This is a genomic window from Erwinia mallotivora (assembly GCF_000590885.1).
Taxonomy (GTDB): Bacteria; Pseudomonadota; Gammaproteobacteria; order Enterobacterales; family Enterobacteriaceae; genus Erwinia; species Erwinia mallotivora.
Genome location: NZ_JFHN01000053.1, coordinates 1 through 22,866 on the forward strand (window position 1 = coordinate 1; position 22,866 = coordinate 22,866).

At 56.2% G+C, this 22,866-nt stretch carries 18 protein-coding genes and 1 pseudogene; 3 read left to right on the top strand and 16 right to left on the bottom strand.

The features are described 5' to 3' along the window. Window positions 1-64: 64 nt before the first annotated feature. The gene (locus BG55_RS12510; RefSeq protein WP_034938176.1) at window positions 65-1,075 is read right to left on the bottom strand and encodes an aspartate-semialdehyde dehydrogenase; all 1,011 of its coding nucleotides are present in this window, start codon (window positions 1,073-1,075) and stop codon (window positions 65-67) included. A 129-nt stretch (window positions 1,076-1,204) separates the two neighbouring features. After that, window positions 1,205-2,362, bottom strand: coding sequence for a 4-phosphoerythronate dehydrogenase PdxB (gene pdxB / locus BG55_RS12515; protein ID WP_034938178.1), 1,158 nt, complete (start codon window positions 2,360-2,362; stop codon window positions 1,205-1,207). A 309-nt stretch (window positions 2,363-2,671) separates the two neighbouring features. Between pdxB and flk the strand changes: the two genes are divergently transcribed. Further along, a complete protein-coding gene (gene flk, locus BG55_RS12520; protein ID WP_034938179.1) occupies window positions 2,672-3,709 on the top strand; it encodes a flagella biosynthesis regulator Flk in 1,038 nt (345 codons plus the stop codon). 196 nt (window positions 3,710-3,905) lie between these two features. Here flk and BG55_RS12525 read toward each other — a convergent pair. From BG55_RS12525 to fabB, 5 genes and pseudogenes are all read right to left on the bottom strand, one after another. Continuing rightward, a pseudogene (locus BG55_RS12525) lies at window positions 3,906-5,212 on the bottom strand (maltoporin). A 34-nt stretch (window positions 5,213-5,246) separates the two neighbouring features. Continuing rightward, window positions 5,247-6,905, bottom strand: coding sequence for an alpha,alpha-phosphotrehalase (gene treC / locus BG55_RS12530; RefSeq protein ID WP_034938180.1), 1,659 nt, complete (start codon window positions 6,903-6,905; stop codon window positions 5,247-5,249). Window positions 6,906-6,925: 20 nt separating this feature from the next. Further along, the gene (gene treB / locus BG55_RS12535; protein ID WP_034938182.1) at window positions 6,926-8,341 is read right to left on the bottom strand and encodes a PTS trehalose transporter subunit IIBC; all 1,416 of its coding nucleotides are present in this window, start codon (window positions 8,339-8,341) and stop codon (window positions 6,926-6,928) included. Window positions 8,342-8,566: 225 nt separating this feature from the next. Beyond that, the gene (treR, locus tag BG55_RS12540) at window positions 8,567-9,514 is read right to left on the bottom strand and encodes a trehalose operon repressor TreR (RefSeq protein WP_034938183.1); all 948 of its coding nucleotides are present in this window, start codon (window positions 9,512-9,514) and stop codon (window positions 8,567-8,569) included. Window positions 9,515-9,809: 295 nt separating this feature from the next. Further along, window positions 9,810-11,033: a beta-ketoacyl-ACP synthase I gene (gene fabB / locus BG55_RS12545; protein WP_034938185.1), complete on the bottom strand. Its 1,224-nt coding sequence runs from the start codon at window positions 11,031-11,033 to the stop codon at window positions 9,810-9,812. 157 nt (window positions 11,034-11,190) lie between these two features. Here fabB and mnmC point away from each other — a divergent pair, with 157 nt between their 5' ends. Further along, entirely contained in the window at window positions 11,191-13,218 is a 2,028-nt protein-coding gene (gene mnmC, locus BG55_RS12550; RefSeq protein WP_034938187.1) for a bifunctional tRNA (5-methylaminomethyl-2-thiouridine)(34)-methyltransferase MnmC2/FAD-dependent 5-carboxymethylaminomethyl-2-thiouridine(34) oxidoreductase MnmC1, read from the top strand. Here mnmC and BG55_RS12555 read toward each other — a convergent pair. The 6 genes from BG55_RS12555 to prmB all read right to left on the bottom strand — a co-directional run bounded on the left by BG55_RS12555 (window position 13,206) and on the right by prmB (window position 17,951). Then, on the bottom strand, window positions 13,206-13,487 hold the full coding sequence (locus BG55_RS12555) for a YfcL family protein (protein WP_034938189.1): 282 nt from the start codon (window positions 13,485-13,487) through the stop codon (window positions 13,206-13,208). The genes mnmC and BG55_RS12555 overlap by 13 nt on opposite strands. Window positions 13,488-13,516: 29 nt before the next feature. Further along, complete coding sequence (locus tag BG55_RS12560) at window positions 13,517-14,062, bottom strand: elongation factor P hydroxylase (protein ID WP_034938667.1); 546 nt, start codon at window positions 14,060-14,062, stop codon at window positions 13,517-13,519. Window positions 14,063-14,114: 52 nt separating this feature from the next. Continuing rightward, window positions 14,115-14,918, bottom strand: a complete 804-nt coding sequence (locus tag BG55_RS12565; RefSeq protein ID WP_034938190.1) for a sulfite exporter TauE/SafE family protein — start codon at window positions 14,916-14,918, stop codon at window positions 14,115-14,117. 10 nt (window positions 14,919-14,928) lie between these two features. Further along, window positions 14,929-15,753, bottom strand: a complete 825-nt coding sequence (gene mepA / locus BG55_RS12570; RefSeq protein WP_034938192.1) for a penicillin-insensitive murein endopeptidase — start codon at window positions 15,751-15,753, stop codon at window positions 14,929-14,931. 6 nt (window positions 15,754-15,759) lie between these two features. After that, the gene (gene aroC, locus BG55_RS12575; protein WP_034938193.1) at window positions 15,760-16,845 is read right to left on the bottom strand and encodes a chorismate synthase; all 1,086 of its coding nucleotides are present in this window, start codon (window positions 16,843-16,845) and stop codon (window positions 15,760-15,762) included. A 173-nt stretch (window positions 16,846-17,018) separates the two neighbouring features. Further along, window positions 17,019-17,951: a 50S ribosomal protein L3 N(5)-glutamine methyltransferase gene (gene prmB, locus BG55_RS12580; RefSeq protein ID WP_034938195.1), complete on the bottom strand. Its 933-nt coding sequence runs from the start codon at window positions 17,949-17,951 to the stop codon at window positions 17,019-17,021. Window positions 17,952-18,122: 171 nt separating this feature from the next. Here prmB and smrB point away from each other — a divergent pair, with 171 nt between their 5' ends. Continuing rightward, window positions 18,123-18,674, top strand: a complete 552-nt coding sequence (gene smrB / locus BG55_RS12585; protein ID WP_034938196.1) for an endonuclease SmrB — start codon at window positions 18,123-18,125, stop codon at window positions 18,672-18,674. 34 nt (window positions 18,675-18,708) lie between these two features. Here smrB and sixA read toward each other — a convergent pair whose 3' ends face one another. From sixA to fadI, 3 genes are all read right to left on the bottom strand, one after another. Next, a complete protein-coding gene (sixA, locus tag BG55_RS12590) occupies window positions 18,709-19,191 on the bottom strand; it encodes a phosphohistidine phosphatase SixA (RefSeq protein ID WP_034938198.1) in 483 nt (160 codons plus the stop codon). A gap of 169 nt (window positions 19,192-19,360) precedes the next feature. After that, entirely contained in the window at window positions 19,361-21,520 is a 2,160-nt protein-coding gene (gene fadJ / locus BG55_RS12595; RefSeq protein WP_052018825.1) for a fatty acid oxidation complex subunit alpha FadJ, read from the bottom strand. Continuing rightward, window positions 21,520-22,830 (bottom strand): acetyl-CoA C-acyltransferase FadI, encoded by a 1,311-nt coding sequence (fadI, locus tag BG55_RS12600; RefSeq protein WP_034938670.1) that lies wholly within the window; start codon window positions 22,828-22,830, stop codon window positions 21,520-21,522. The genes fadJ and fadI overlap by 1 nt, the downstream gene beginning before the upstream one ends. Window positions 22,831-22,866 lie beyond the last annotated feature (36 nt).

The window sequence follows — 22,866 nt, forward strand, 5'->3', positions numbered from 1 at the left end:
CGGCTGCCATCGTATTCAATACCCAGAGCCAGTCTGGTGGTCTGTGGCTCTGGAGTGGTTAAGGTCACCAGAAATACTCCTGCACCAGCTTCTCGGCGGTTTTCACTGCCATCAACGCACCGCCAAAGCGAACGTTATCGGCTACCGACCAGAATTGCAGCATCTCCGGGATGCCGTAGTCGTTGCGCAGGCAGCCAAGGCTGAGCTGGGCATTGCCTGACGCGTCTCCGACCTGCGTAGGATAATCGTCGTCCCCGGACAGGGCGATATCTTCGGTCTGCGACAGCACGTCCCGCGCTTCTTCTGCCGCCAGCGGACGCAAATTTTCCATATGCACAATTTGTGCGTTGCCGTAGAAAACCGGAGCCTGAACGGTACTGACCGCAATCGGCAATCCTTCATCCTGGAGTACTTTACGCACCTGATCGACCAGCCGACGCTCCTGCAACACGCTGCCTTCAGCATCGGGCAACAACGGCAGCATATTAAAGGCCAGCTGGCGACCAAACCAGTTTTCTTCCGCAGGCAGACCATTAAGCAACCGCGCGCTTTCACCCGCCAGTGAATCCACCGCTGCTTTACCGTGCGACGATGCCGCTATCAGGCTGGTCACCTGCAAACGTCCCAGACCGGCTGTGTCGATCAGGGGTTTGATTGCACACAATAACTGGCTGGTCAGGCTGTCGGCGACGGTAATGATGTTGCGGTTCCGGTAGTCTGCCAGCACCTGCGGATTAACGTCCGGCACCACCAGCGGCACGTCCGGCTCCAGGGCGTAAAGATCGCTGGTATCGATCACCAGGCACCCGGCGCTGGCCGCTTCCTCTGCATAGCGCGCAGAGGCCTCGCGTCCGGCGGCAAAGAACGCCAGCTGCGCCTGCGACCAGTCGAAATCACGGGCATCACCAACCTGCACGGTTCTGCCTTCAAAACGCAGGTTTTCACCAGCGCTGCGTTCACTGGCCAGTAAGTAAAGTTCCCCCACCGGGAACTGACGTTCCGCCAGCAGCTCCAGCACCGCTGCCCCTACTGCTCCTGTCGCACCCAGTAGCGCAATATTCCAGCCGTCAGACATGTTGGCTTACTCCAGACAATCACAAAAAAACATCAGGCGGTGACATCACCGCCCGGCAACAGATTATTTACCCCACCTTATGGCAACCTTAGGAAGCCCGGCGAGATAATCTTAACAGGCCATCCTGACTCAGTGAGCGGGCTGAAAAACAGCGTCAAAACCCAGTTTTGTCAGCATTGTGGCAGCCTGCTCTGAATCACAAAGCACCTGTAACGAAGACCATTCACGCCGCTCCTGATAGTTCTTACGCAGGCGGTCAAACTCTCCGGGAAGCGCAGCAACTTTGCGCAACGCGGCATCATCGCGGCGCACATCATACACCAGATGAACCAGCCTTTTCAGCGCAGACTGATCAAGCTCACCGTGAAGCGTCACGCTGGCAAATTCTGGCGCAGGCAGCAGCGTATCCAACGCTATCTGCTGCGGTTGTTTGAGAAAGGCGCACCAGGCTTCGAAGACCTGGGTGGTTCCGCGTGCTTTGCCCTCCAGCGTGTAGCCCGCAATGTGCGCCGTCGCCACATCCACCTTCTGCAACAGCGGCAGGGAAAGTTCCGGCTCTGGCTCCCAGACGTCCAGCACCACACTCAGGTCGTCGCGCTGCTGCATGACCTTCAGCAACGCCGCGTTGTCCACCACCGCTCCCCGGCAGGCATTTATCAGAATAGTTCCCGGTTTAAGCGCCCGGAGCAACGCCTCGTCGACCAGATGCCAGCTCGGCCAGCGCCCCTCCCTGAACAACGGCGTGTGGAAGGTCAGAATATCGGCCTCCGCCACCAGCGCAGAGAGCGGCAGAAAATCCTCTTCGTCACCGCGTTCAGCACGCGGGGGATCGCAGAGCAGTGTACGGATCCCCAGCGCCTGCAAGCGCTTCTGCAACCGGCCGCCAACGTTACCCACGCCGACAATCCCCACGGTACGATCCTGTAGCCGGAAGCTGTCGCGCTCTGCCAGCATCAGCAAAGCGGAAAACACATACTCCACCACCGCAATCGCGTTACAGCCCGGCGCGGCGGAGAAAGCAATGCCCTGTTCGTTCAGCCATGCCTCATCAATATGATCCGTGCCGGCCGTGGCCGTCCCGACAAACCTGACCGGTTTATCCCTGAGCAATGCTGCATTAACCGGGGTGACGGAGCGCACCATCAGCGCATCGGCATCATGCAGCTCCGCCTGCGGCACCGGACGACCAGGCACCGCCAGCACCTTTCCGGTACGGCTGAACAGCTCGCGGGCGTAAGGCATATTTTCATCGACGAGAATTTTTAGCTCTTTTTTTACATCAGGCACAGTTAACCTCCGGTGGGCACAACGCCCGCAAGACCTGAAACAGATTTAAAATAAAACCTTATAAAACATAAAAATAAACTTATCACATCCGGAAAGAGCCTGAAAACGCAGGTAGCTGCTCATTCTGTTCTGCCGAAGTAACCCAGTGCGCAATCATACCCGCACCACCCCGTTCAGGCAGAGGCCGGATAAAATATTTCCCCCGGGCACCTCCGCCCACTACCTAACACCGGGTGGGATTGTTATCATAGTGTTTCACTCTTTTTCCGGCGCGCCCCGGATGTTAACCGATGAGTTAAGGATTTTGCCATGCAACCGCTTAGTGGCCCTGGTGCGCCGATCCCCGGCGATCGTACAACGGTCGATCTCAGGCCCGGTACTCTGCCAACCGGCCCAGGAGAGCAGCCGCTTTCACCCGCTCAGCGCACCACGCTGGAAAGGCTGATAGTCAAAATCATGGCGCTCAGTTCACTGAAATCCGTGGAGTTATGGGCTGGCCTGCGTCATGAAGTGGGAGTGAAAAATGACGAGGGTCTGCTGTCGCGCCATTTCCCCGCCGCTGAACAGTTTCTTAACACCCGCCTTGCGCAGGTGCAGAATACCCATGCCACCCGCCAGTTGTTTCAACAGTTAACCGATCTGCTGCCCCAGGGCAATAACCGACAGGCGGTCAGTGATTTCATTCGTCAGCAGTTCGGTCATACGGTGCTCAGTTCGCTGAATCCTGACCAATTGCGTCAGGTGTTGACCATGTTGCAGAACGGTCAGATGGCTATCCCGCAGCCGCAACAGAACCATATTACCGATCGCACTCTGCTGCCAGCCGAACATCACACCCTGAATCAGCAGGTGGCAAAACTGGCTGCCGCCACCGGAGAACAGCCGGTAAAACTGTGGGCGTCGGTGCTGAAAATGGTCAATCTGCATCATGGCGATCCGATCCCTTCCCGGGTCTTTCCTCTGCTGACACAGTATCTGCAAATAAGCCATACGCTGAATCAGCACACTGCGCCAACCCTGCCATTGCTGCTCTCTGCCCTGAAGGTTCCGCCGGATCATGCAGAACAAAAAATGCTGGAAGACGCCAGCCAGCAACGCTTCCAGCTGCCACCGCAGGCGGTATTGACCACCGCTCAGGCTCAGGATTTGATCAACCTGCTGTTTGCCCGCCGTGCGGAAAAATTGCGCGAACAACCCGTGGCCGACAGCGAAATCAATCCGCAGCCAATTGTTGCGCCACTCTGGGCCTGGGTGCCGCCGGACCTGCGCCCGCTGGTCAACCGTCCGGCTTTTACCGTTTTTGCCGCCGTGTTAGTGCTTATTTTTCTGCTGTGGGTTTTTCTCTGAACCCCCTGCCTTGCTGTCAGGTTAGTTTCACCCGCAGAATCCGGTATTTCATCTGTAAACAGGGTTGCGACTTAGCAGCGGTAAATTAGCGGGTAATGAGGCGGGATATTCTCCGCCCTGCCGCAGGCAGAGAATAGTGTGCTGGCAATGCCATTCTGTCGTTGTCACTGGCGGCAGGCGATGTGATAACACCTGACTACCACCAGATTTCCATCTGTGCGCCAAAGGTCACTTCATCGTTATTGCCCGGCTGAAGGTATGTAATGCCGTGTCGCTGTAGGCCAGATTGGCCACATAGCCGCTATCGGTACGGGTGGCATATCCCCATTTTTCCTGCCATCTGGCATAGGTGGCGAACACCCGCAACGAGGGCCTGGCCCATACGCTGGGGCCTGCCTGCCACTGCTGAGCCAGCGTCAGTTTATACTGACCGTTACGTTCACCGGTGCGCTGCGATTTAACATTGTCGTAGCCCAGCTCCATGAGGCTGCTCATTATGGGCGTCCAGTTATAAGAAGGACGGATACCCGCCGTATACCAGGTCGAGCCATTCTGATTATCGCGGTCAATATTCTGGTACATCGCCACATACGTCAGCCCCCAGCGGTCGTTAAAATCCACCGCGCCGTGGTCGATAACCCGCAACATGGTTCCGTTGTTATCGATGCTGGCCCCGCTACTGCGGCCATTATTCAGCGAGGTCATCGCATACGTGGCGTACTGCACCACCACATGGTTGCTGCCGCCGGAGAGCGTCTGGCTGTGTATGGCGGTCATCATCCAGCCGTCTCTGCTGGCACCCTCAGCCAGTTGGTAACCTTGCTGCACGGTAGCGCGTCCGTAGTCCAGCCCCAGCTCCAGCGTACCGCCAGGGTTAACCGCCAGCCCCGCCAGACGCAGGTCAAAAACATCGTTGACCGTGGGCCGCTCATCACGCTGGCTTTCAAGGAAACCCAGTGAACCGCCCTCCTCACTGTTTCGCGTCACCGCCAGCGACAATTTACCAAAACCCACATCCACCTGCTCCAGCCCTGCGCCCGGCCCGGAAATATCCCAGTAATTGAAGTCGATCATATGGACATCATGGCGCTGGTAAAAACGTTTACCTGCCCAGATAACCGATCCGGGCAGCGCATCAATCAGATTAACGCCGGTGACATTAACCTCACGAAATCCCGGTGAGACAGACTCAAAATCAGCACGCTGAGAGACGGCATAGGCCAGCGTGGTGTCGAAATAAAAGCTTTTGTCTCCCTCTTTCCACGCCTCATGACCCAGTTTTAATTCCGCGTAAGTTTCACATTCATTCCCCAGACGGTATTTGCTGCCTGCGCCTGTGGCCTGAAAACATTGCTGCTCACCCCCGCTGCCCGTCCAGCCGATGCCGGAACGGGCATAGCCGTGAAAATCTACCGCCAGGACCGGAGCAGACAGCAGCCCCGCGGCCAGCGTGCCCAGTAAACAGCTTTGCTGCGAGGTGTTACGACGTTTTATTTTTTTCATCATTATCATTCCCTGTTATTAAAATCCGGATAACTCACTTATCCAGCCACCACGCCGATTCAAATGGACGAAGCATCCCGGGAAGGCTGCCTGGCGCATCGTTATAGTTGGCAATCACTGGCTGAGCGGAGGAGGAGAGCGCAATCTGTTCCCCTGACAGGGCCAGCGGCTCACGATTGAGATTGGCGACCACCAGCAGGCGTTGCCCCTGCCAGCGACGTTGATAGCACCACAGTGAAGGATGTGCCGGTGCAAGATCCTCATAATCTCCGTGGGTCAGCACCGGCAGCTCTTTACGCAAGGCAATCAGGCGACGGTAGGTGTAAAACACCGAATCAGGACTGGCTGCTGCCTGCGCCACGTTGACCTGCGGATAGTTTTGCGCACAGTCCAGCCACGGCTCACCGGTAGTAAAACCGGCACTGGCGGAACTGTCCCACTGCATCGGCGTCCGGCCATTATCACGCGATTTGCTGGCAAGGATGGCCAACACCTCTGCCTCACTTTTTCCTGCGTTGCGCAGGGCGGTCCAGGTGTTCAGGCTTTCCACATCACGATACTGACTGATATCGCTGAAGCCTGGATTGGTCATGCCAATCTCCTCCCCCTGGTAGATATAGGGAGTACCCTGCATACCATGCAGCACCATGGCCAGCATTTTGGCGGCGGTTTCCCGCAGCGCCCCCTCGTCACCAAAGCGCGAAACAATACGTGGCTGATCATGGTTACACCAGAACAGGGCATTCCAGCCCCGGTTATGCATTCCCCGCTGCCAGTCGCTGAAAATTTGCTTTAGCTGGATAAAATCGGGCGCGCCCTGGGCCCACTTCTGACCATCCGGATAATCCACTTTCAGGTGATGAAAATTAAAGGTCATCGACAGTTCACTGCCGTCATTCGAGGAGTATTGCTGGCAGTGTTCAAGCGTGGTGGATGACATCTCTCCCACGGTCATCAGGCCGCGCGGGGTAAAAACGTCCCGGTTCATCTCCTGTAACAGCGCATGGATACGCGGGCCGTCAGTATAAAAACGGCGGCCATCTCCAGCGTGGTCGTCAGGTAACTGTTGTGGCTTTGACACCAGATTGACCACATCCAGCCTCAGTCCATCCACCCCCTTATCCGCCCAGAAATGGCAAATCTTTTTCAACTGCTCACGCACAGGCGGATGCTCCCAGTTGAGATCGGCCTGTTCCGCTGCAAAAAGATGCAGGTAGTACTGGTTGCTTGCCTCATGCCATTGCCAGGCAGAGCCACCAAATTTGGAGAGCCAGTTGTTTGGCGCACGACCGTCGCGCCCTTCTCGCCAGATGTAAAACTGTCGGTAAGGGCTGGAAGGGTTCTGCGCGGCCTTAAACCAGGGATGTTCTGTGGAGGTGTGATTAAACACCATATCCATCACGATACGGATACCGCGCTGGTGTGCTGCGGCTGTCAGTCGTTCGAAATCGGCCATGGTGCCAAAGGCCGGATCGATGGCGCAGTAATCGGCAACGTCATAGCCGTTGTCAATCTGGGGTGAAACGTAAACCGGCGTCAGCCACAACGCCGCGACGCCCAGGTCTTGCAGGTAATCCAGCCGTTGGTAAATGCCATGCAAATCGCCATGACCATTACCGCTGCTGTCCTGAAAGCTTTTTGGGTAAATCTGATAAATAACGCCGTTCTGCCACCAGGGAAGAGTGTGTTTCATGACAAAATCCTTTTCTGTTTTTATTCCACAATGTTCATCTGTTGGCTTTTACGACGGTAAATCAACAGCGTCAGACTCAACGGCACCACCACGGCTACCAACATTGCCAGCGCATAGACCGGCCAGAATGCAGGCTGTACCGACAAAATACCCGGCAGCCCCCCGACGCCGATACCGTTTGCCAGCACACCATTCAGCCCGCAAATCAGCGCAGCGCAGGCCGACCCGATCATGGCGCACAGCATCGGAAAGCGATATTTCATGTTAATGCCATACATCGCCGGTTCAGTGACCCCCAGATAAGCCGCGATCGCCGCCGGGACTGACACTTCGCGCTCATTTTTCTTGCGGCTGATAATAACGATCGCCAGCACCGCCGAGGCCTGCGCAATATTCGAAAGCGCAATTAACGGCCACAATGGCGTACCGCCGGTGCTGTGGATCATCTGCATATCAATCGCCAGAGTGGTCTGATGCACCCCGGTAATGACCAGCGGCGCATAGAGGAAGCCGAACAGCGTGGCACCAATGGGGGCAAAGCTACCGGTCATGATCGCCTTCACGCACCAGGCAATGCCATCGCCGATCATCCGTCCCAGCGGTCCAATCAGCAGATGTGCCAGCAGGACAGAGAGCAACAGAGTGACCACCGGCACAATGACCAGACAGACTGCATCCGGGATCAGCTTTTTCAGCCGGACCTCGATCCAGCCGAGCAGCATCCCGGCCATCATTGAGGGAATGACCTGCGCCTGATAACCCACCTTCTCAATGCTGAACCAGCCGAAGTCCCAGACCTCCGGCAACTGCTGCCCCAGCAGATACGAGTTCATCAGCTGTGGGGAAACCAGGGTAATGCCCAGCACAATCCCCAGTACCGGCGTGCCCCCCATTTTTTTCACCGTTGACCAGCACACCGCCACCGGCAGGAACATGAAAATGGCCTCGCCAGGCAGCCACAGAAAGTCATACACCGTTTTCCAGGCTGGTGATGACTGCGCCAGCGTCTCCCCGCCTGAAAACTGAATATCACCGATGATGTTGCGGAAACCGAGGATCAAACCGCCGCTGATTAACGCCGGTAACAGTGGAAAGAAAATCTCTGCAAAGTGGGAGATTACCCGCTCTGACCATTTCATATTCTGTCGGGCGGCCGCCTTCACCTCTTCTTTGTCGGCACTGCTCTGGCCCAGAGCGGTAATCAACGCCTTATAGTAGTCATCCACGTTGGTGCCGATAATCACCTGGAACTGGCCTGCGTTGGTAAAACAGCCCTTTACCATCGGCAACGATTCCAGTTGCTGCGGTTGAGCCAGCGCCGGATTGGCCAGCACAAAGCGCAATCGGGTAATGCAGTGACTGATGGTGGCAACGTTTTCTCTGCCCCCAACCAGCGTGATCAGTCTGTCAATATCTGATGGGTTTACTTTACTCATGGGTAATCCTTTATCGTGTCCTTTTGCGAATGCTTTCCAGAAATACCGATCGGTGTTGACCGGCGCTGACACAAGATTCGCGGTAAGATCTCGTGGCAAAAGGAGTGTAACGATCGGGCAGTCAGCCAAAAATGGGAACGTTCCCTTTTTGGCGCGGCGATCACAAAACGCCGTGATTTATTGGCGTTTTATGACAGTTTTCGTAAGAGGATAAATGATGAAAATTCAGGCTAGCTGACAGGGAACAAGGGTGTGGGTCACTGAGGATGCGCCAGACAGCAGGGAAAGAAGCTGTTGTGCTGCCTGCATCCCGGCTGCGCCATAGCCAAACTCGACTGATAATGTCTGTGGAAAGAGAAAACGCAATAACTGGGTATCACCAATTGCTGCGATCTGCACATCGCTTATCTGCTGTTGCTGCAAATATTTGCTGGCTCCGAGGGCAATACTTTCAGAAGCGCAGACAATCGCACTGGTGCCATCGGCGATCACCTGGGCAGCCAGGGTGTAGCCGCTCTGAAAATTCAACGGGCCCAGCGCTGCCAGCGGTTGCAATTGCCATCGCTGGCAGTCGTCCAGATAGGCCTGATAGCGGCAGGCACCGGTGGTGAGATCATTTTCATCCACGCCCAGATAGCTGATAAAACGATGCCCCTGCTGATGCAGTCTTGCCATCAGCAAATTAACCGCACCGGCATCATCGTAACTGACGGAGGAAATTCCGGCATATTGCCGCACCATCACCACCATTTTCTGTTGCCAGGACGCCAGCATTTCATGGTTCAGGCCATTAAAGCCAAACAGGATCACCCCATCAACATGCCGTTGTGCCAGCATTTTCAACTGGCTGGTCACCAGTTGCGGATCAAACTGGCTCTCCATGACGATGGGATCGAAACCCTGCTGATAAAACAGGGGCAACATGGTGCGCACAGCCTGATTCTCGGCCGACGAATCCAGACGGGTAACAATAATGCCAACCACTTTATCGCTGTGTCCCCGCATGGCACGGGCCGAACGGGAAGGCATAAACGCCTGTTGCTGAATGACGGCCTCTACCTTTTCGCGGGTTTTCTGACTGACGCCCTCTTCGCCATTCAGCACCCGGGAAACGGTGGATTTCCCCACCCCGCTCATTTGCGCAATATCCTTGATGGTCAGACGATTTTGCATATCTCAGTACCGGTTTAACGATCTGCGGCGAGAGGGTCTTCTCTGGCCGGATTTTTACAGGATGTCAGGGCGCGACTGTTTAATCAGACGTGGTCACTCACCAGATGCAACAGGCTTCTGCCTGCCACGCAACATTAACATTTTGCTGCCAGTGATAACACAGGGATGCCGGGCCGACTCGGCGTAATCACTAAAAGAATTTAAAAAAAGGTATGGAAGAGTCTGGCTGCTGATAAGAAATACGCGGGGAAAAAAGGCGTCAGAAAAGGGGGCAGGAACTGCCCCCCGGATAGGATCAGTTGAGCTTACGCATCACCAGCGTAGCGTTAGTCCCACCAAAACCGAAGCTGTTAGACATAACGGTTTTCAGCGGCTGGTTAACGGGTTTGGTGACGATATTCAGCCCCTGTGCTGCCGGGTCCAGCTCGTCGATATTAATGCTTGGTGCGATAAAACCGTGCTCCAGCATTAACAGTGAATAGATCGCTTCCTGTACGCCAGCGGCACCCAGTGAGTGGCCGGTCATCGCTTTGGTAGCCGACATCGCCGGAGAGTTATCACCAAACACTTCACGGATAGCCCCCAGCTCTTTCACGTCGCCGACCGGCGTCGAAGTGCCGTGGGTATTCAGGTAATCGATTGGCGTGTCCACATCCTGCATCGCCATCCGCATACAGCGCATAGCGCCTTCACCGGATGGGGCGACCATATCGGCACCGTCGGAGGTTGCGCCGTAGCCCACCACTTCGGCATAGATATGTGCGCCACGCGCCAGCGCATGTTCCAGCTCTTCCACCACCACCATGCCGCCGCCGCCAGCAATAACAAAACCATCGCGGCCGGCATCATAGGTGCGCGAAGCTTTATGCGGGGTGTCGTTGAATTTAGTCGAGAGTGCTCCCATCGCATCAAACTCACAGGACATTTCCCAGCACAGCTCTTCACCGCCACCGGCAAAAACCACATCCTGTTTGCCCAACTGGATCTGCTCTACCGCATTACCGATGCAGTGGGCGGATGTGGCACAGGCCGAGCTGATGGAGTAGTTAACACCGTGAATTTTGAACGGTGTGGCGAGGCAGGCGGAAACGCCGGAGGCCATCGCTTTCGTCACCATATAGGGTCCCACGCCGCGCAGACCTTTTGCCCGCATACCATCGACGCTGGCCGCCTGAAAGAACGGCGAACCACCGCCTGAACCGGCCACCAGGCCAACACGGGGATTATTCTGATACTGCTCAGCGGTCAGGCCGGAATCTTTTACCGCTTCGAGCATGGAAATATAGGCATAAACGGATGCATCACTCATAAAACGCAGAATTTTGCGGTCAATGAGGCCGGAGATTTCGTCTTTAGACAGTTTGACGTTACCCCAGACGTGACTACGCATGCCGGAATCTTTCAGCTCCTGAGAGAAGGTAATGCCGGAACGTCCTTCACGCAGAGATGCGAGAACTTCCTGCTGGTTATTACCAATGCTGGAAACGATCCCCAGGCCAGTAATCACTGCTCGTTTCATTCAATACCTCATTCACTACTTACATTAGGATTCGACAGGCACTTTAGCTTACAGTTGTAAGCCGAACAAGTCCGATCAGCGGTTAACTTTTGTAAATTTGCGTGGGCCGCCTCACACCGTTACAATCGCGCCACCGCCTGATAAATGAGCATCTGCTGTGGAAAATAGCCCGATAAAACATGCCGAACTGCACTGGAATGAACAGGGTACACCTGTATCCCGAACCTTTGACGATATTTACTTCTCCAGTGATAACGGCCCGCAGGAGACACATTATGTCTTTATTGACGGCAATGATTTACCCAATCGGTTTGTACAACATCCGCGCGATCTGTTTATTGTGGCCGAGACCGGCTTCGGCACTGGACTTAACTTTCTTACCCTGTGGCAAAACTTCGAACAGTTTCGCCAGTCGCAGCCGGGTGCCAGGTTACAACGTTTACATGTCATCAGCTGTGAGAAATATCCGTTAACGCTCGATGATCTCACCCTCGCCCACGCCAGCTGGCCGCAGCTGGCGAAATTTTCAGCAGAGCTGCGCGAACAATGGCCGGCTGCTCTGCCCGGCTGTCATCGTCTGCTGTTGCAGGGGGGGCAGATAACCTTAGACCTGTGGTTTGGCGATATTAATCAGTTGATTCACACTTTTGATGACAGCCTGCATCAGCAGGTGGATGCCTGGTTTCTTGACGGCTTTTCACCGGCGAAGAACCCGGATATGTGGACAGCAGAATTATTCAACTGCATGGCAAAACTTTCCCGCGAAGGTGGGACGCTCGCGACCTTTACGTCGGCAGGCTTTGTGCGCCGCGGATTGCAGGAAGCGGGATTCACTCTGGCTAAACGCAAAGGTTTTGGCATCAAGCGTGAAATGCTGACCGGCGTACTGAGCAAAGCCATCAGATCCCCCGCTCTGGCACCCTGGTATGCCCGAGCCACAGCCTCAGACGATGATATCGCCATTATCGGCGGCGGTATTTCCGGGATCCTGCTGGCGCTGGCGCTGCTACGGCGTGGTAAAAAAGTGACGCTTTATTGTGCCGATGGCGCGGCGGCTGAGGGGGCTTCAGGTAATCGTCAGGGGGCACTTTATCCCTTACTTAATCATCACGACCCGGCGCTGGCCCACTTTTTCCCCGCTGCCTTTACCTTTGCCCGACGCATGTATGACCAGCTCGACGTCAGCTTCGATCACCAGTGGTGTGGCGTCACTCAGCTTGGCTGGGATGAAAAAAGCAGCAAGAAAATCGCCGGAATGGCGGCGATGGCCCTGCCGGAGGACGTTGCCCGTCTGGTCAGCCAGCAGCAAGCCGAGGCGCTGTGTGGTGTGACAACCGGCTGCGGCGGCATCACCTACCCGGCAGGCGGCTGGCTGTCTCCCGTTCAGCTCACACCGGCACTGCACAAGCGGGCAAAAGAGTTGGGGTTACGGCTGAACTGGCATCATCGGCTGAGCCGTCTCACCGCCACACCAGGCGGCTGGCAGCTGCATTTTGCCGCCAGCCCGACGCAAACACATCAGAATGTGGTGCTGGCAACCGGCCATGCGCTGACCTCATTTACCCAGAGTGAAAAACTGCCGACCTACGCGGTGAGTGGTCAGGTCAGCCACATCCCCACCACGGCGAAACTGAGCAAATTGCAGCAGGTGCTCTGTTATGACGGCTACCTGACACCGGTTAATCCGGCTAACCAGCATCACTGCATTGGCGCCAGCTATCATCGCGGTGACAGCTCGACCACTTATCGTGAAGACGATCAGCAGGCAAACCGGCAACGGCTGGCAGACTGTCTGCCAGAGGCAGACTGGCCGCGAGAAGTTGACGTCAGCGCTGGCAGTGCGCGTAGCGGCGTACGCTGTGCCACGCGCGATCATCTGCCGATGGCAGGCCCCCTGCCCGACTACCAGCAAACGCTGGAGCAGTATGCCACGCTGTCAGAAAACCGGGAGGATGCGGTGACGGCCCCCGTTTATCCGGGGCTGTTTGTGCTGGGGGCACTTGGTTCAAGAGGATTATGCAGCGCGCCACTGGCGGCAGAAGTGCTGGCGGCGCAGCTTTGTGGCGAACCGATCCCGCTGGATCGCCACACGCTGGCTGCACTGCATCCCAACCGTTACTGGGTGAGAAAATTACTGAAAGGCAGAGCGGTTTTGTCCGCGCCCACGGCGACTCAGACTGGCTGACGCGCCTGAAGGAACAGGTTGTCCCACATCCCAATCACCAGCGCCTGATCGCGCGGTGACAGTTCGCCCGCCTGGATGGCATTTTGCAGACTGTTCTGCACCTGGATCTGTAGCGCTTCCGGCGTATGTTCGCCGGCCTGTTCGATCTCTGCCACCGCCAGCGTCAGGTGCCCACGCAGATAACCGCTGGCAAACAGCTCATCGTCACTGGCACTTTCCACCATATCGTCGATCAGAGCGAGGATGCGCGCTTCAAATTCGTCAATCATACCGTTCCTTATCGGATGCATCCCTGAGGTCACAAATCTTCCGGCCACGGAAACTGTGCCGCACTCAGTGGAGGAGTTGAATAATAGTTACCCAGTTCAGCGATAAAGCGGGCGGGCCGTTCTGGCACGCCTTTTTCCAGCTGTAACATAACCTGGGCGTGTACCTTGCGCTGAAATGCAATGCGATCCGGCTCACAATCACCGCTGAGATTGTCACAACTCACGTTGAAGGGAAACCCCGCAGCCACACAAAACATCCATTCCAGCGCCTGAGGCCTGATTTCCACCTTTTCAAACTCACTCTGCGTGAGGGCATCTCGCCCGTCCGGGCAGTACCAGTAGCCAAAATCAACCTGCTTACGACGCTCGGCACCGGCGATACACCAGTGGGAGATCTCATGCAGCGCACTGGCATAGTAACCGTGCGCAAAAACCACACGATGGTAATCCACCGCATCATCGGCAGGAAGATAGATGGGTTCGTCATCGCCTTTTATCAGGCGCGTCTGAAAATCGTCAAAAAAACAGCGATCGAAAATCTCAATCAACTGCGGGTAGTGATGTGTGGAAGGCATGGTCATTCGCTCAGATTTAGCGCCATTTCCGTGGCGCATCGGGATTATCGCGTTAAGCAAACAGGTGATGCCAGAAGGCAACAATGGCTGGGCCATGACTGTCATACAGCAGCTTTGCACTCATTACCGCTGAGACGGTCACTACCATCGGGCGGATCAGCGTCTGACCGCGACTGAGCACCATACGAGCCCCAAGCCGCGCACCACAAATCGCGCCAATCAGCATGATCAGCCCGGTGCCCCATACCACTTTGCCACCGAACATAAAGAACAGCAGCCCGCCAAAGTTCGAGGTAAAGTTCAGTACCTTGGCATGTGCGGTAGATTTAGCGAGATTAAAACCACATAAGGTGACAAAGGCCAGGGCGTAGAACGATCCCGCGCCGGGACCAAAGAAGCCGTCATAAAATCCGACGCATCCTCCGGCGACCAACGCAAAAGGCAGCCCGTGCAGACGACGCTGCCGGTCCTCTTCGCTCACTTTCGGCATCAGGAGAAAATAGAGGCCAATGCCGATCAGCAACAGCGGCAGTACCTGACGCAACAGTCCGGGTTGGATATGCTGGATCAGAACAGCCCCCGTCACCGCGCCCAGAAAGGTCATGGCGATGTTCAGCCGCTGCTCGCGCAGGTTAACGGCTTTACGGCGAACAAAATAGAGGCTGGCGGAGAACGATCCTCCCACCGACTGTAATTTATTCGTCGCCAGCGCCTGAGCGGGAGAGAGCTCGGCGGACAACAGCGCAGGGACGGTCAGTAAGCCCCCGCCCCCGGCTATCGAATCAATAAAGGCGGCAAGTACCGCCACCAGAAACAGCACACCAGCCACCAGTGGGCTGACTACAAACCAGTCCATTCGAACGTTCCTAAAGCAGATGCTTATCCAGTAGTGCCTGACAGGAGGGAGGCAACGGCGGCGGCTGACGCTTCACCGGCTCACCGCTACCCGGTTTCGCAGGTGCAAACCAGCTTTGTAACTCGGCACCGCAGCCATCACCCGGCGGTGGAAGCGGCTGGTCCTGACACTCCAGACTGTCTGGCGGGCAGCGCAGGCGCACATGCATATGTGCCCGGTGACCAAACCACGGCCGCACTTTGCGCAACCAGTCGCGGTCGACACCAGCATCGGCGCACAGCTGTTTTTTAATCGCCGGATTAACGAAGATGCGCGTGACATCATCATCCTTCGCCGCCAGTTTTATCAGGCTGTCGATTTGCGGCTGCCAGTGCGCACTCACCACGTTTTTTCCGTCAGCGCTGACCAGATCCAGTGGCTGGGGCTGCAACAACATGGCCGGGGTCCAGCGGTTCTTTGGTAGTTGCAGCCAGATATCGACGTCCAGCCCCGACTGGTGGCTGGCATGGCCGCTGCTGAAACGGCCGCCAGCCGCCATTCCCATATCGCCAATGAGGACTTCACCCAGTTGCAGTTGGTGTACCTGCGCACTGAGCCGCTGAATAAACATAATCAGATCGGGATGGCCGAAGAAGCGCCGCTGATCCTGACGCATCACCTGATAATCGGGCGCATCCAGCGGTAACGGTTGCGCCCCAACAATGCAGCCGTTGGAAAACGCGCCAATCGCCTGCGGCTTACCCTCAATCGGCTGGCGAATCGACTGCCAGGGCGTTGCCGCCAGCGATACCGCACTTATCATCAGCGCACTCAGCGCCAGCAGAGTCTTTTTCATCAGCGCTTACCAGCGAGGAATATCCGTTTTTACGTCAGCGTTTTGCGCTCGCTGACGCAGTAAGTGATCCATCAGTACAATCGCCATCATCGCTTCTGCGATAGGCACCGCACGAATTCCCACGCAGGGATCGTGGCGACCTTTGGTTATCATCTCCACTTCATCACCGTGACGGTTAATGGTTTTACCCGGCACGGTAATACTGGACGTGGGTTTCATCGCGATGGTCGCCAGAATGTTCTGGCCGGAGCTGATACCGCCAAGAATGCCACCTGCGTGGTTACTCAAAAAGCCATCTGCACGGATTTCATCCCGGTGTTCGCTGCCACGCTGGCTGACTACGGCAAAACCGTCGCCAATTTCCACCCCTTTTACCGCATTGATACTCATCAGCGCGTGGGCCAGATCGGCATCAAGGCGATCAAAGACCGGCTCGCCCAGGCCCGGCGGCACCTGTTCCGCCATCACCGACACTTTTGCGCCGATGGAGTCACCCTCTTTTTTTAGCGCACGCATCAGTTCGTCCAGCGCCGAAATTTTATCCGGGTCCGGGCAGAAGAAGGGATTTTGCTCAACCTGCTCCCAGTCCTTCAGCTCACAGGCCACATCACCAATTTGCGCCAGCCAGCCACGCACCCGGATGCCGTATGTCATCGCCAGATATTTTTTGGCAATCGCCCCTGCCGCCACGCGCATTGCCGTTTCGCGAGCAGAAGAGCGCCCGCCGCCACGATAGTCACGCACGCCATACTTCTGTTCGTAGGTGTAATCCGCGTGGCCCGGACGAAACAGGTCCTTAATTTCTCCGTAGTCCTGCGAGCGCTGGTCGGTGTTTTCAATCAGCAGGCCAATACTGGTGCCGGTGGTTACGCCTTCAAACACGCCTGACAGAATTTTTACCCGATCCGGTTCGCGACGCTGAGTGGTATAGCGCGAGGTTCCCGGACGACGACGATCAAGATCGTGCTGTAAATCGGCTTCTGTCAGCGGGATGCCTGGCGGCACGCCATCAACAATGCATCCCAGCGCCAGTCCGTGAGACTCACCAAAGGTGGTCACGCGAAACACCTGACCAATTGTATTACCCGCCATCCTGACTCCTGTATCTTCTTCAATGGGCGTTTTAATTGCGATTCAAACTTACAAAGCGTCGCCCGTTACCCGGGCAGTCTGACTGTCCGCAGGACGGTGAGCACGCTTCGCCTCTCACCCTCGGGTATGCGCCGACATTAACTGACGTTGCCCCCTGGCGATCGCTATGGTTATTAATCTTTGTAAATGCTGAAGTGATGCTGCGCATCAACAATCTGCTGACGGGTGAGCATAAAGACCCCGTCGCCGCCATTGCTGAACTCAAGCCAACGGAAAGGGACATCCGGATACTGCGCAATCATATGCACCATGCTGTTGCCCACCTCACAAATCAGCACCCCTTCTTCACTCAGATAATCCGGCGCGCACGCCAGGATGCGTCGGGCCAGCTTCAGGCCATCGCTACCCGCAGCCAGACCCAGCGCAGGTTCATGACGATATTCGCCGGGAAGATCGCTCATATCATCTTCATCAACATACGGCGGATTGGTGACGATCAGATCGTAAGGCGTGGCAGGCAGTTCACGGAACAGGTCCGAGCGGATTGGCGTCACATGGTGCTCCATTCCGTGCAGTTCAATATTGTGCTCAGTTACCGCCAGCGCATCGGTCGAAATATCCACCGCATCCACTTCCGCATCGGGAAAAGCATACGCGCAGGCGACAGCAATACAGCCGCTACCGGTGCACATATCCAGAATATGTCCGGGTTCTGTCGGCAGGATAGCGGCAAAACGTTCATTAATTAATTCGGCAATCGGCGAACGGGGAACCAACACCCGCTCATCGACATAAAATTCATGACCACAGAACCAGGCTTTGTTCGTCAGATAAGCGACCGGAATGCGTTCGTTGATACGGCGTATAACCCGCTCAACAATGCGGTGCCGTTCACTGGATGTCAGCCGGGCAGTGCGCATATCTTCCGGAATATCCAACGGCAACCAGAGGGTGGGAAGGACCAGTTGGACAGCTTCGTCCCAGGGATTATCGGTGCCATGACCGTACCAGAGTTCAGCGGCAGCAAAACGGCTGACCGACCAGCGCAGCATATCCTGGATGGTGTGCAGTTCACTGACTGCCTCTTCGACGAAAATTTTGTCCAAAGTGCCCTCCACAGGCCAAACTTAATCCGGCAGCTAGTTTGCCATGAAGCTGGCGATAATTCAGCGCAGCAGGGTGAAAAAGCTGACATTTGTTTATCTGCCGGGAAAAGTCAGGGTAGACTGTCGATAAATGTTAAAAATCCTGGCATTTTTCGCGCCACGGGAGAATCAATGAGTAAAAAACAGCCGCTCAGTGCTGATGACAAAGCCCTGTTTCGAGGATTGATGTCCGGCACCCGCAAGCTGTCACAGGACACCATTGTCCATAAGCCGCTGCGCAGGAAACTGTCGGAAGTGCCGCAAAAGCGTCTTCTTGCCGAGAAAATCGATGCCAGCCACTACTTTTCCGATGAGTTTCAGCCGCTGCTGGCAGAAGAAGGTCCGGTCCGCTACGTCCGTGCTGACGTCAGCCACTATGAACTGAAAAAACTGCGGCGCGGTGATTACACTCCGGAAATATTTCTTGATCTGCATGGTCTGACGCAGAAACAGGCGAAAGACGAACTGGGTGCGCTGATTGCCGCCTGTCGCCGCGAGCATATCTTTTGTGCCAGCGTGATGCACGGCCACGGCAAACATGTGCTGAAACAGCAGACTCCGCTGTGGCTGGCGCAACACCCACTGGTCATGGCTTTTCATCAGGCACCAAAGCTGTTCGGCGGCGATGCCGCGCTGCTGGTATTGATTGAGGTGGAAGAGTGGCAACCGCCAGCGCTGCCCTGAGAGGTAGGGCCGGTATCAACGGCCCGCTGAGGAACTACATGGCTTTCGCCAGTTTGGACGGGCTGACCTGCCACGCCAGACTACCGGTGGCGTTCCCGTCGTCATAATCAACGCAGGCAATCGCCGAGGTGGCAAACATTGGCGGCGCTTCCTGCGGACAAAGTTCAGACACCAGATAGCCCACCAGTGGCAGATGAGAAATCACCAACGCCGATTTCACCCCTTCCTTTGCCAGCGCTTGCAGATAACAGGCCACCAGTGCGGGATCGCCGCCGGGCGTCAGCTCTGGCAGGATATCCTGCCCCTCCGGCAGCGGCAGTGCTTCGCGCACGGCAACCAGAGTTTGCTCCGCACGCAGGTATGGGCTTACCAGTACCCGCTCAATATCCACTTTCTGGCCGTTCAGCCAGTTAGCCATCTGCCGTGATTCATCACTGCCGCAATGAGTCAGAGGTCTTACCGAGTCACTGGCAGCTTCTAAAGCCGCATCGCCGTGACGCATAATGAAAACTTGCATAATGCACCGCTTTTGTTAAACAAAAACGCCGGAAAAAACCACTTTCCGACTCTTCATTCCGGGAATGAACGCTGTGTTGTACCCTAATGCCGGAAGTTAAGTCAACCGATTGTTTACTAATTAACCGCATTCCGGAACACTCCTGCTCAGCATAATAACCGCAGCAAACCTAACCCGCTGAATCCTCTTGAGTCTCATCCTTAACTCGTGGTTTGTAAAAGGTTTCTTGTGTCTCCGCCATCTGGCGCAACCGCTCACAGGGGGCAAAGCGCTCACCCCGCGCCTGCATCAGGCGTTCTAATGTATTCACCACCTGGCGGATGCCAAGCCGGTCCATATAACGGAATGGCCCGCCAAGAAAAGGAGGAAATCCCATGCCGTATATCGCCGCAATATCTCCATCACGTGCACAACGAATCACACCGTCATCCAGGGCCCGGGCTGCTTCGTTGAGCATCATCATTACGCAACGGCGGGCAATATTCTCGCTGCTCAGATGACGCTGCGGTTTGATATTTAACAGGTGATAGACAGTGCCATCGACGGACTTTTTGCTGCCCCACTTTTTTTTGCCGTATAAGTAAAAACCACGGCCGTTTTTCCTGCCCTTACGGTTGTCATCCAGCAGGGCACTAAAGGCGTCCGGCGCGATGAATCGTTCTCCCCAGGCGTCAGCCAGCACCGGCATGATATGCGTCCCCACATCGATGCCTACCTCATCCAGTAACTGAACAGGCCCGACCGGAAAACCAAAATCCACCAGCGCCTGGTCGATAGCATCAACCGGCTCACCTTCCAGCAGACAGCGCATGGCTTCATTTATATAAGGTGCCAGAATACGGTTAACGTAAAACCCCGCTTTATCCGCCACGACTATCGGCATTTTGCCCTGCTTTTTGGCCAGCGCGATGGTGGTGGCGATGGTTTCTGCGCTGGTGAGTGAATGTGGAATCACCTCCACCAGTGGCATTTTGTCTGGCGGGCTGAAGAAGTGCAGACCAATAATATTTTCAGGACGCCGTGCGTTAGCGGCGATATCACTGATTGGCAACGATGAGGTATTAGAGGCAAATACCGTATCGGGCCGGGTGCAGGCTTCGACCTCCGCCACCATTTTCTGCTTGAGGGTGAGATCTTCATACACCGCTTCGATCACCACATCTCGCTGTTGAAAGCCCTGAAAATCTATCCCACCAGTAAGCAACGCCATTTTTTGCTGGCGCTGGACTGAGGTGATGCGACGACGCTGTACCTCTTTGCTTAACAGCTCCCAGCTGTATTTCAGCGCGTGATTTATCCCCTGCGCGCCAATATCCTTGATACGGACCGGTAGTCCGCCGCGAACGGCGGTCACATAAGCGATCCCTCCCCCCATCAGCCCCCCGCCAAGCACCCCGACAGATTTAACCTCACGCGCCTGCGCCTGGCTTCCCGCCTCTTTCTTCATTTCCGTGGTGGCAAAGAAAATCGTGCGCAGTGCAGCAGATTCGGGGGTCATCGCCAGCTGGCCAAAGGCCCTCGCCTCAAGCACATCCCCCTCTTCACTGCCCTTTTGCAGGCCAGTTTTCATCACCTGCAAAATCTGCTGTGTGGCAGGATAATTGCCACGGGTTTTCTCATGGGCTTTCCTCGCCGCCAGTCTGAACACCAGGGCACGGCCAGCCGCCGTGTTAAGCAGGCGTTCCCGCAGTGGCAAAGCACGCGCAGCGGTTGCTCCCTGCAATACCCTGCTTACTGCCGTTTCCAGCAGGATTGACGGCGGTACGGCATCATCGACCAGTCCCAGTTTCATCGCCTGGCTGGCCCGCAGCGTTTTGCCGGTCAGGATCATATCCAGTGCCGCAGAAGCACCAATCAGTCGGGGAAGCCGCTGCGTTCCCCCGGAACCGGGCAGCAGTCCCAGCTGCACTTCAGGCAATCCCAGCCGTGTTTTATCATCCAGCGTGCACACCCGTTGATGACATGCCAGCGCCAGTTCCAGACCGCCGCCCAGGCAGGCACCGTGAATAGCGGCCACCACCGGAAACGGCAGCGAGGCGATCTCCGCCATCACGTCCTGTCCCTGCCGGGCCAGCTCCTCCGCCTGTTGTGCCGAGGAACAGTCTGCAATCATGCTGATATCCGCCCCGGCAATAAATGAGTCCGGCTTGCCGGAGATGATCACCAGTCCGGCCAGTTGCGGGTTCTGTCGGGCTCTGGCAATCACTTCCCGTATCTGTCCGGCAAATTCCGCCTTCAGGGTGTTCATTTTTTCACCGGCAACATCAAGCGTGATAACCCCAACGTTGTCCGGCCGCTGACTCAGGGTGAATGCAGATTTGGTCTCCATTATTCAGCCTCCACAACCATCGCCGCGCCCAGGCCACCAGCAGCACAGGCAGTAACCAATCCGAGGCCGCCGCCACGACGTCGCAGTTCGTTCAGCGTTTGAGTAATCATTCTGGCCCCGGTTGCCGCAAAAGGGTGACCATAGGCGATTGAACCGCCCAGCACGTTAAATTTATCCGGGTCGATCTCGCCCAGCGCATCGGGACGATTCAGTACGTCCCGTGCAAAACGCTTATCGGCGAACATCCCGATATTTGCCAGCGTCTGGGCAGCAAAGGCTTCATGCATATCAATCAGGGTTAAATCGTCCAGAGTGAGACCCGCCCGCTCCAGCGCCAGCGGAGAGGCACAGGCGGGTCCCAGCAGCATATCCTGCCAGACGTCAATGGCAGTGAAGGCATAACTTCTGAGATAGCCCAGGGGTATCATCCCCAGCTCTTTAGCCCTTGATTCGGTCATCAGGATCACGGCGGCAGCGCCGTCGGTGAGCGGCGTGCTGTTGGCGGCCGTCACCGTACCGTGCCGCCGGTCGAAGGCCGGACGCAGCCGCGCATAATCTTCCATTTTCGACTGCTCACGAATGTTGTTGTCCTTTTCCAGCGCATTTTTCCAGGGGGGAGCAAACGCGGTCATCACTTCATCGTTAAGCCAGCCCTGTTTCCATGCATGGGCCGCACGCTGATGCGAGCGATGCGCCAGCTCATCCTGCTGCTGACGTGATATGCCGTGTGTTTTCGCCATCTGCTCAGCGGTGTCACCCATCCGCAGTCCGGTGGAGTACTCCGCCACAGCGGGGGGAACAGGCAGTAAATCACCAGGACGCAATTGCGCGATCAGCAGGAGTTTTTGTCGCAGGGTCCGGGCTTTACTGAGATCGACCAGCACTCGCCCCAGCTTTTTGCTGACGCCAATCGGCAGAACCGAAGAAGAGTCTGCGCCGCCCGCCATACCGGCCTGAATGGTGCCGGCCAGCAGGCTCTCCGCCACATTCGCTACCGCCTGAAAGCTGGTAGCGCAGGCACGGGAAACAGTGTAAGCATCGGTATTGACGCTCAGACCACTGCTCAGCACAATTTCACGTGCAATATTAGGGGCTTCCGGCATCTGCACCACCTGACCAAACACCAGTTGTTCTATCACCCCGGGGGATATGTCCCAGCGGGCCATCAGCTCGGTGACCACCATGCGGCCAAGTTCCAGCGCCGCAATGCCGTGAAACGCCGTAGCCTGGCGTGCAAAAGGGGTGCGTAAACCGTGGGTGATGGCGATACGATCGCCCTGTCTGGTCAGCAAAGGTAACGCTTTACGCATGCTTATCACCTGTAAAATCGCCATGGAGTGTGCCTG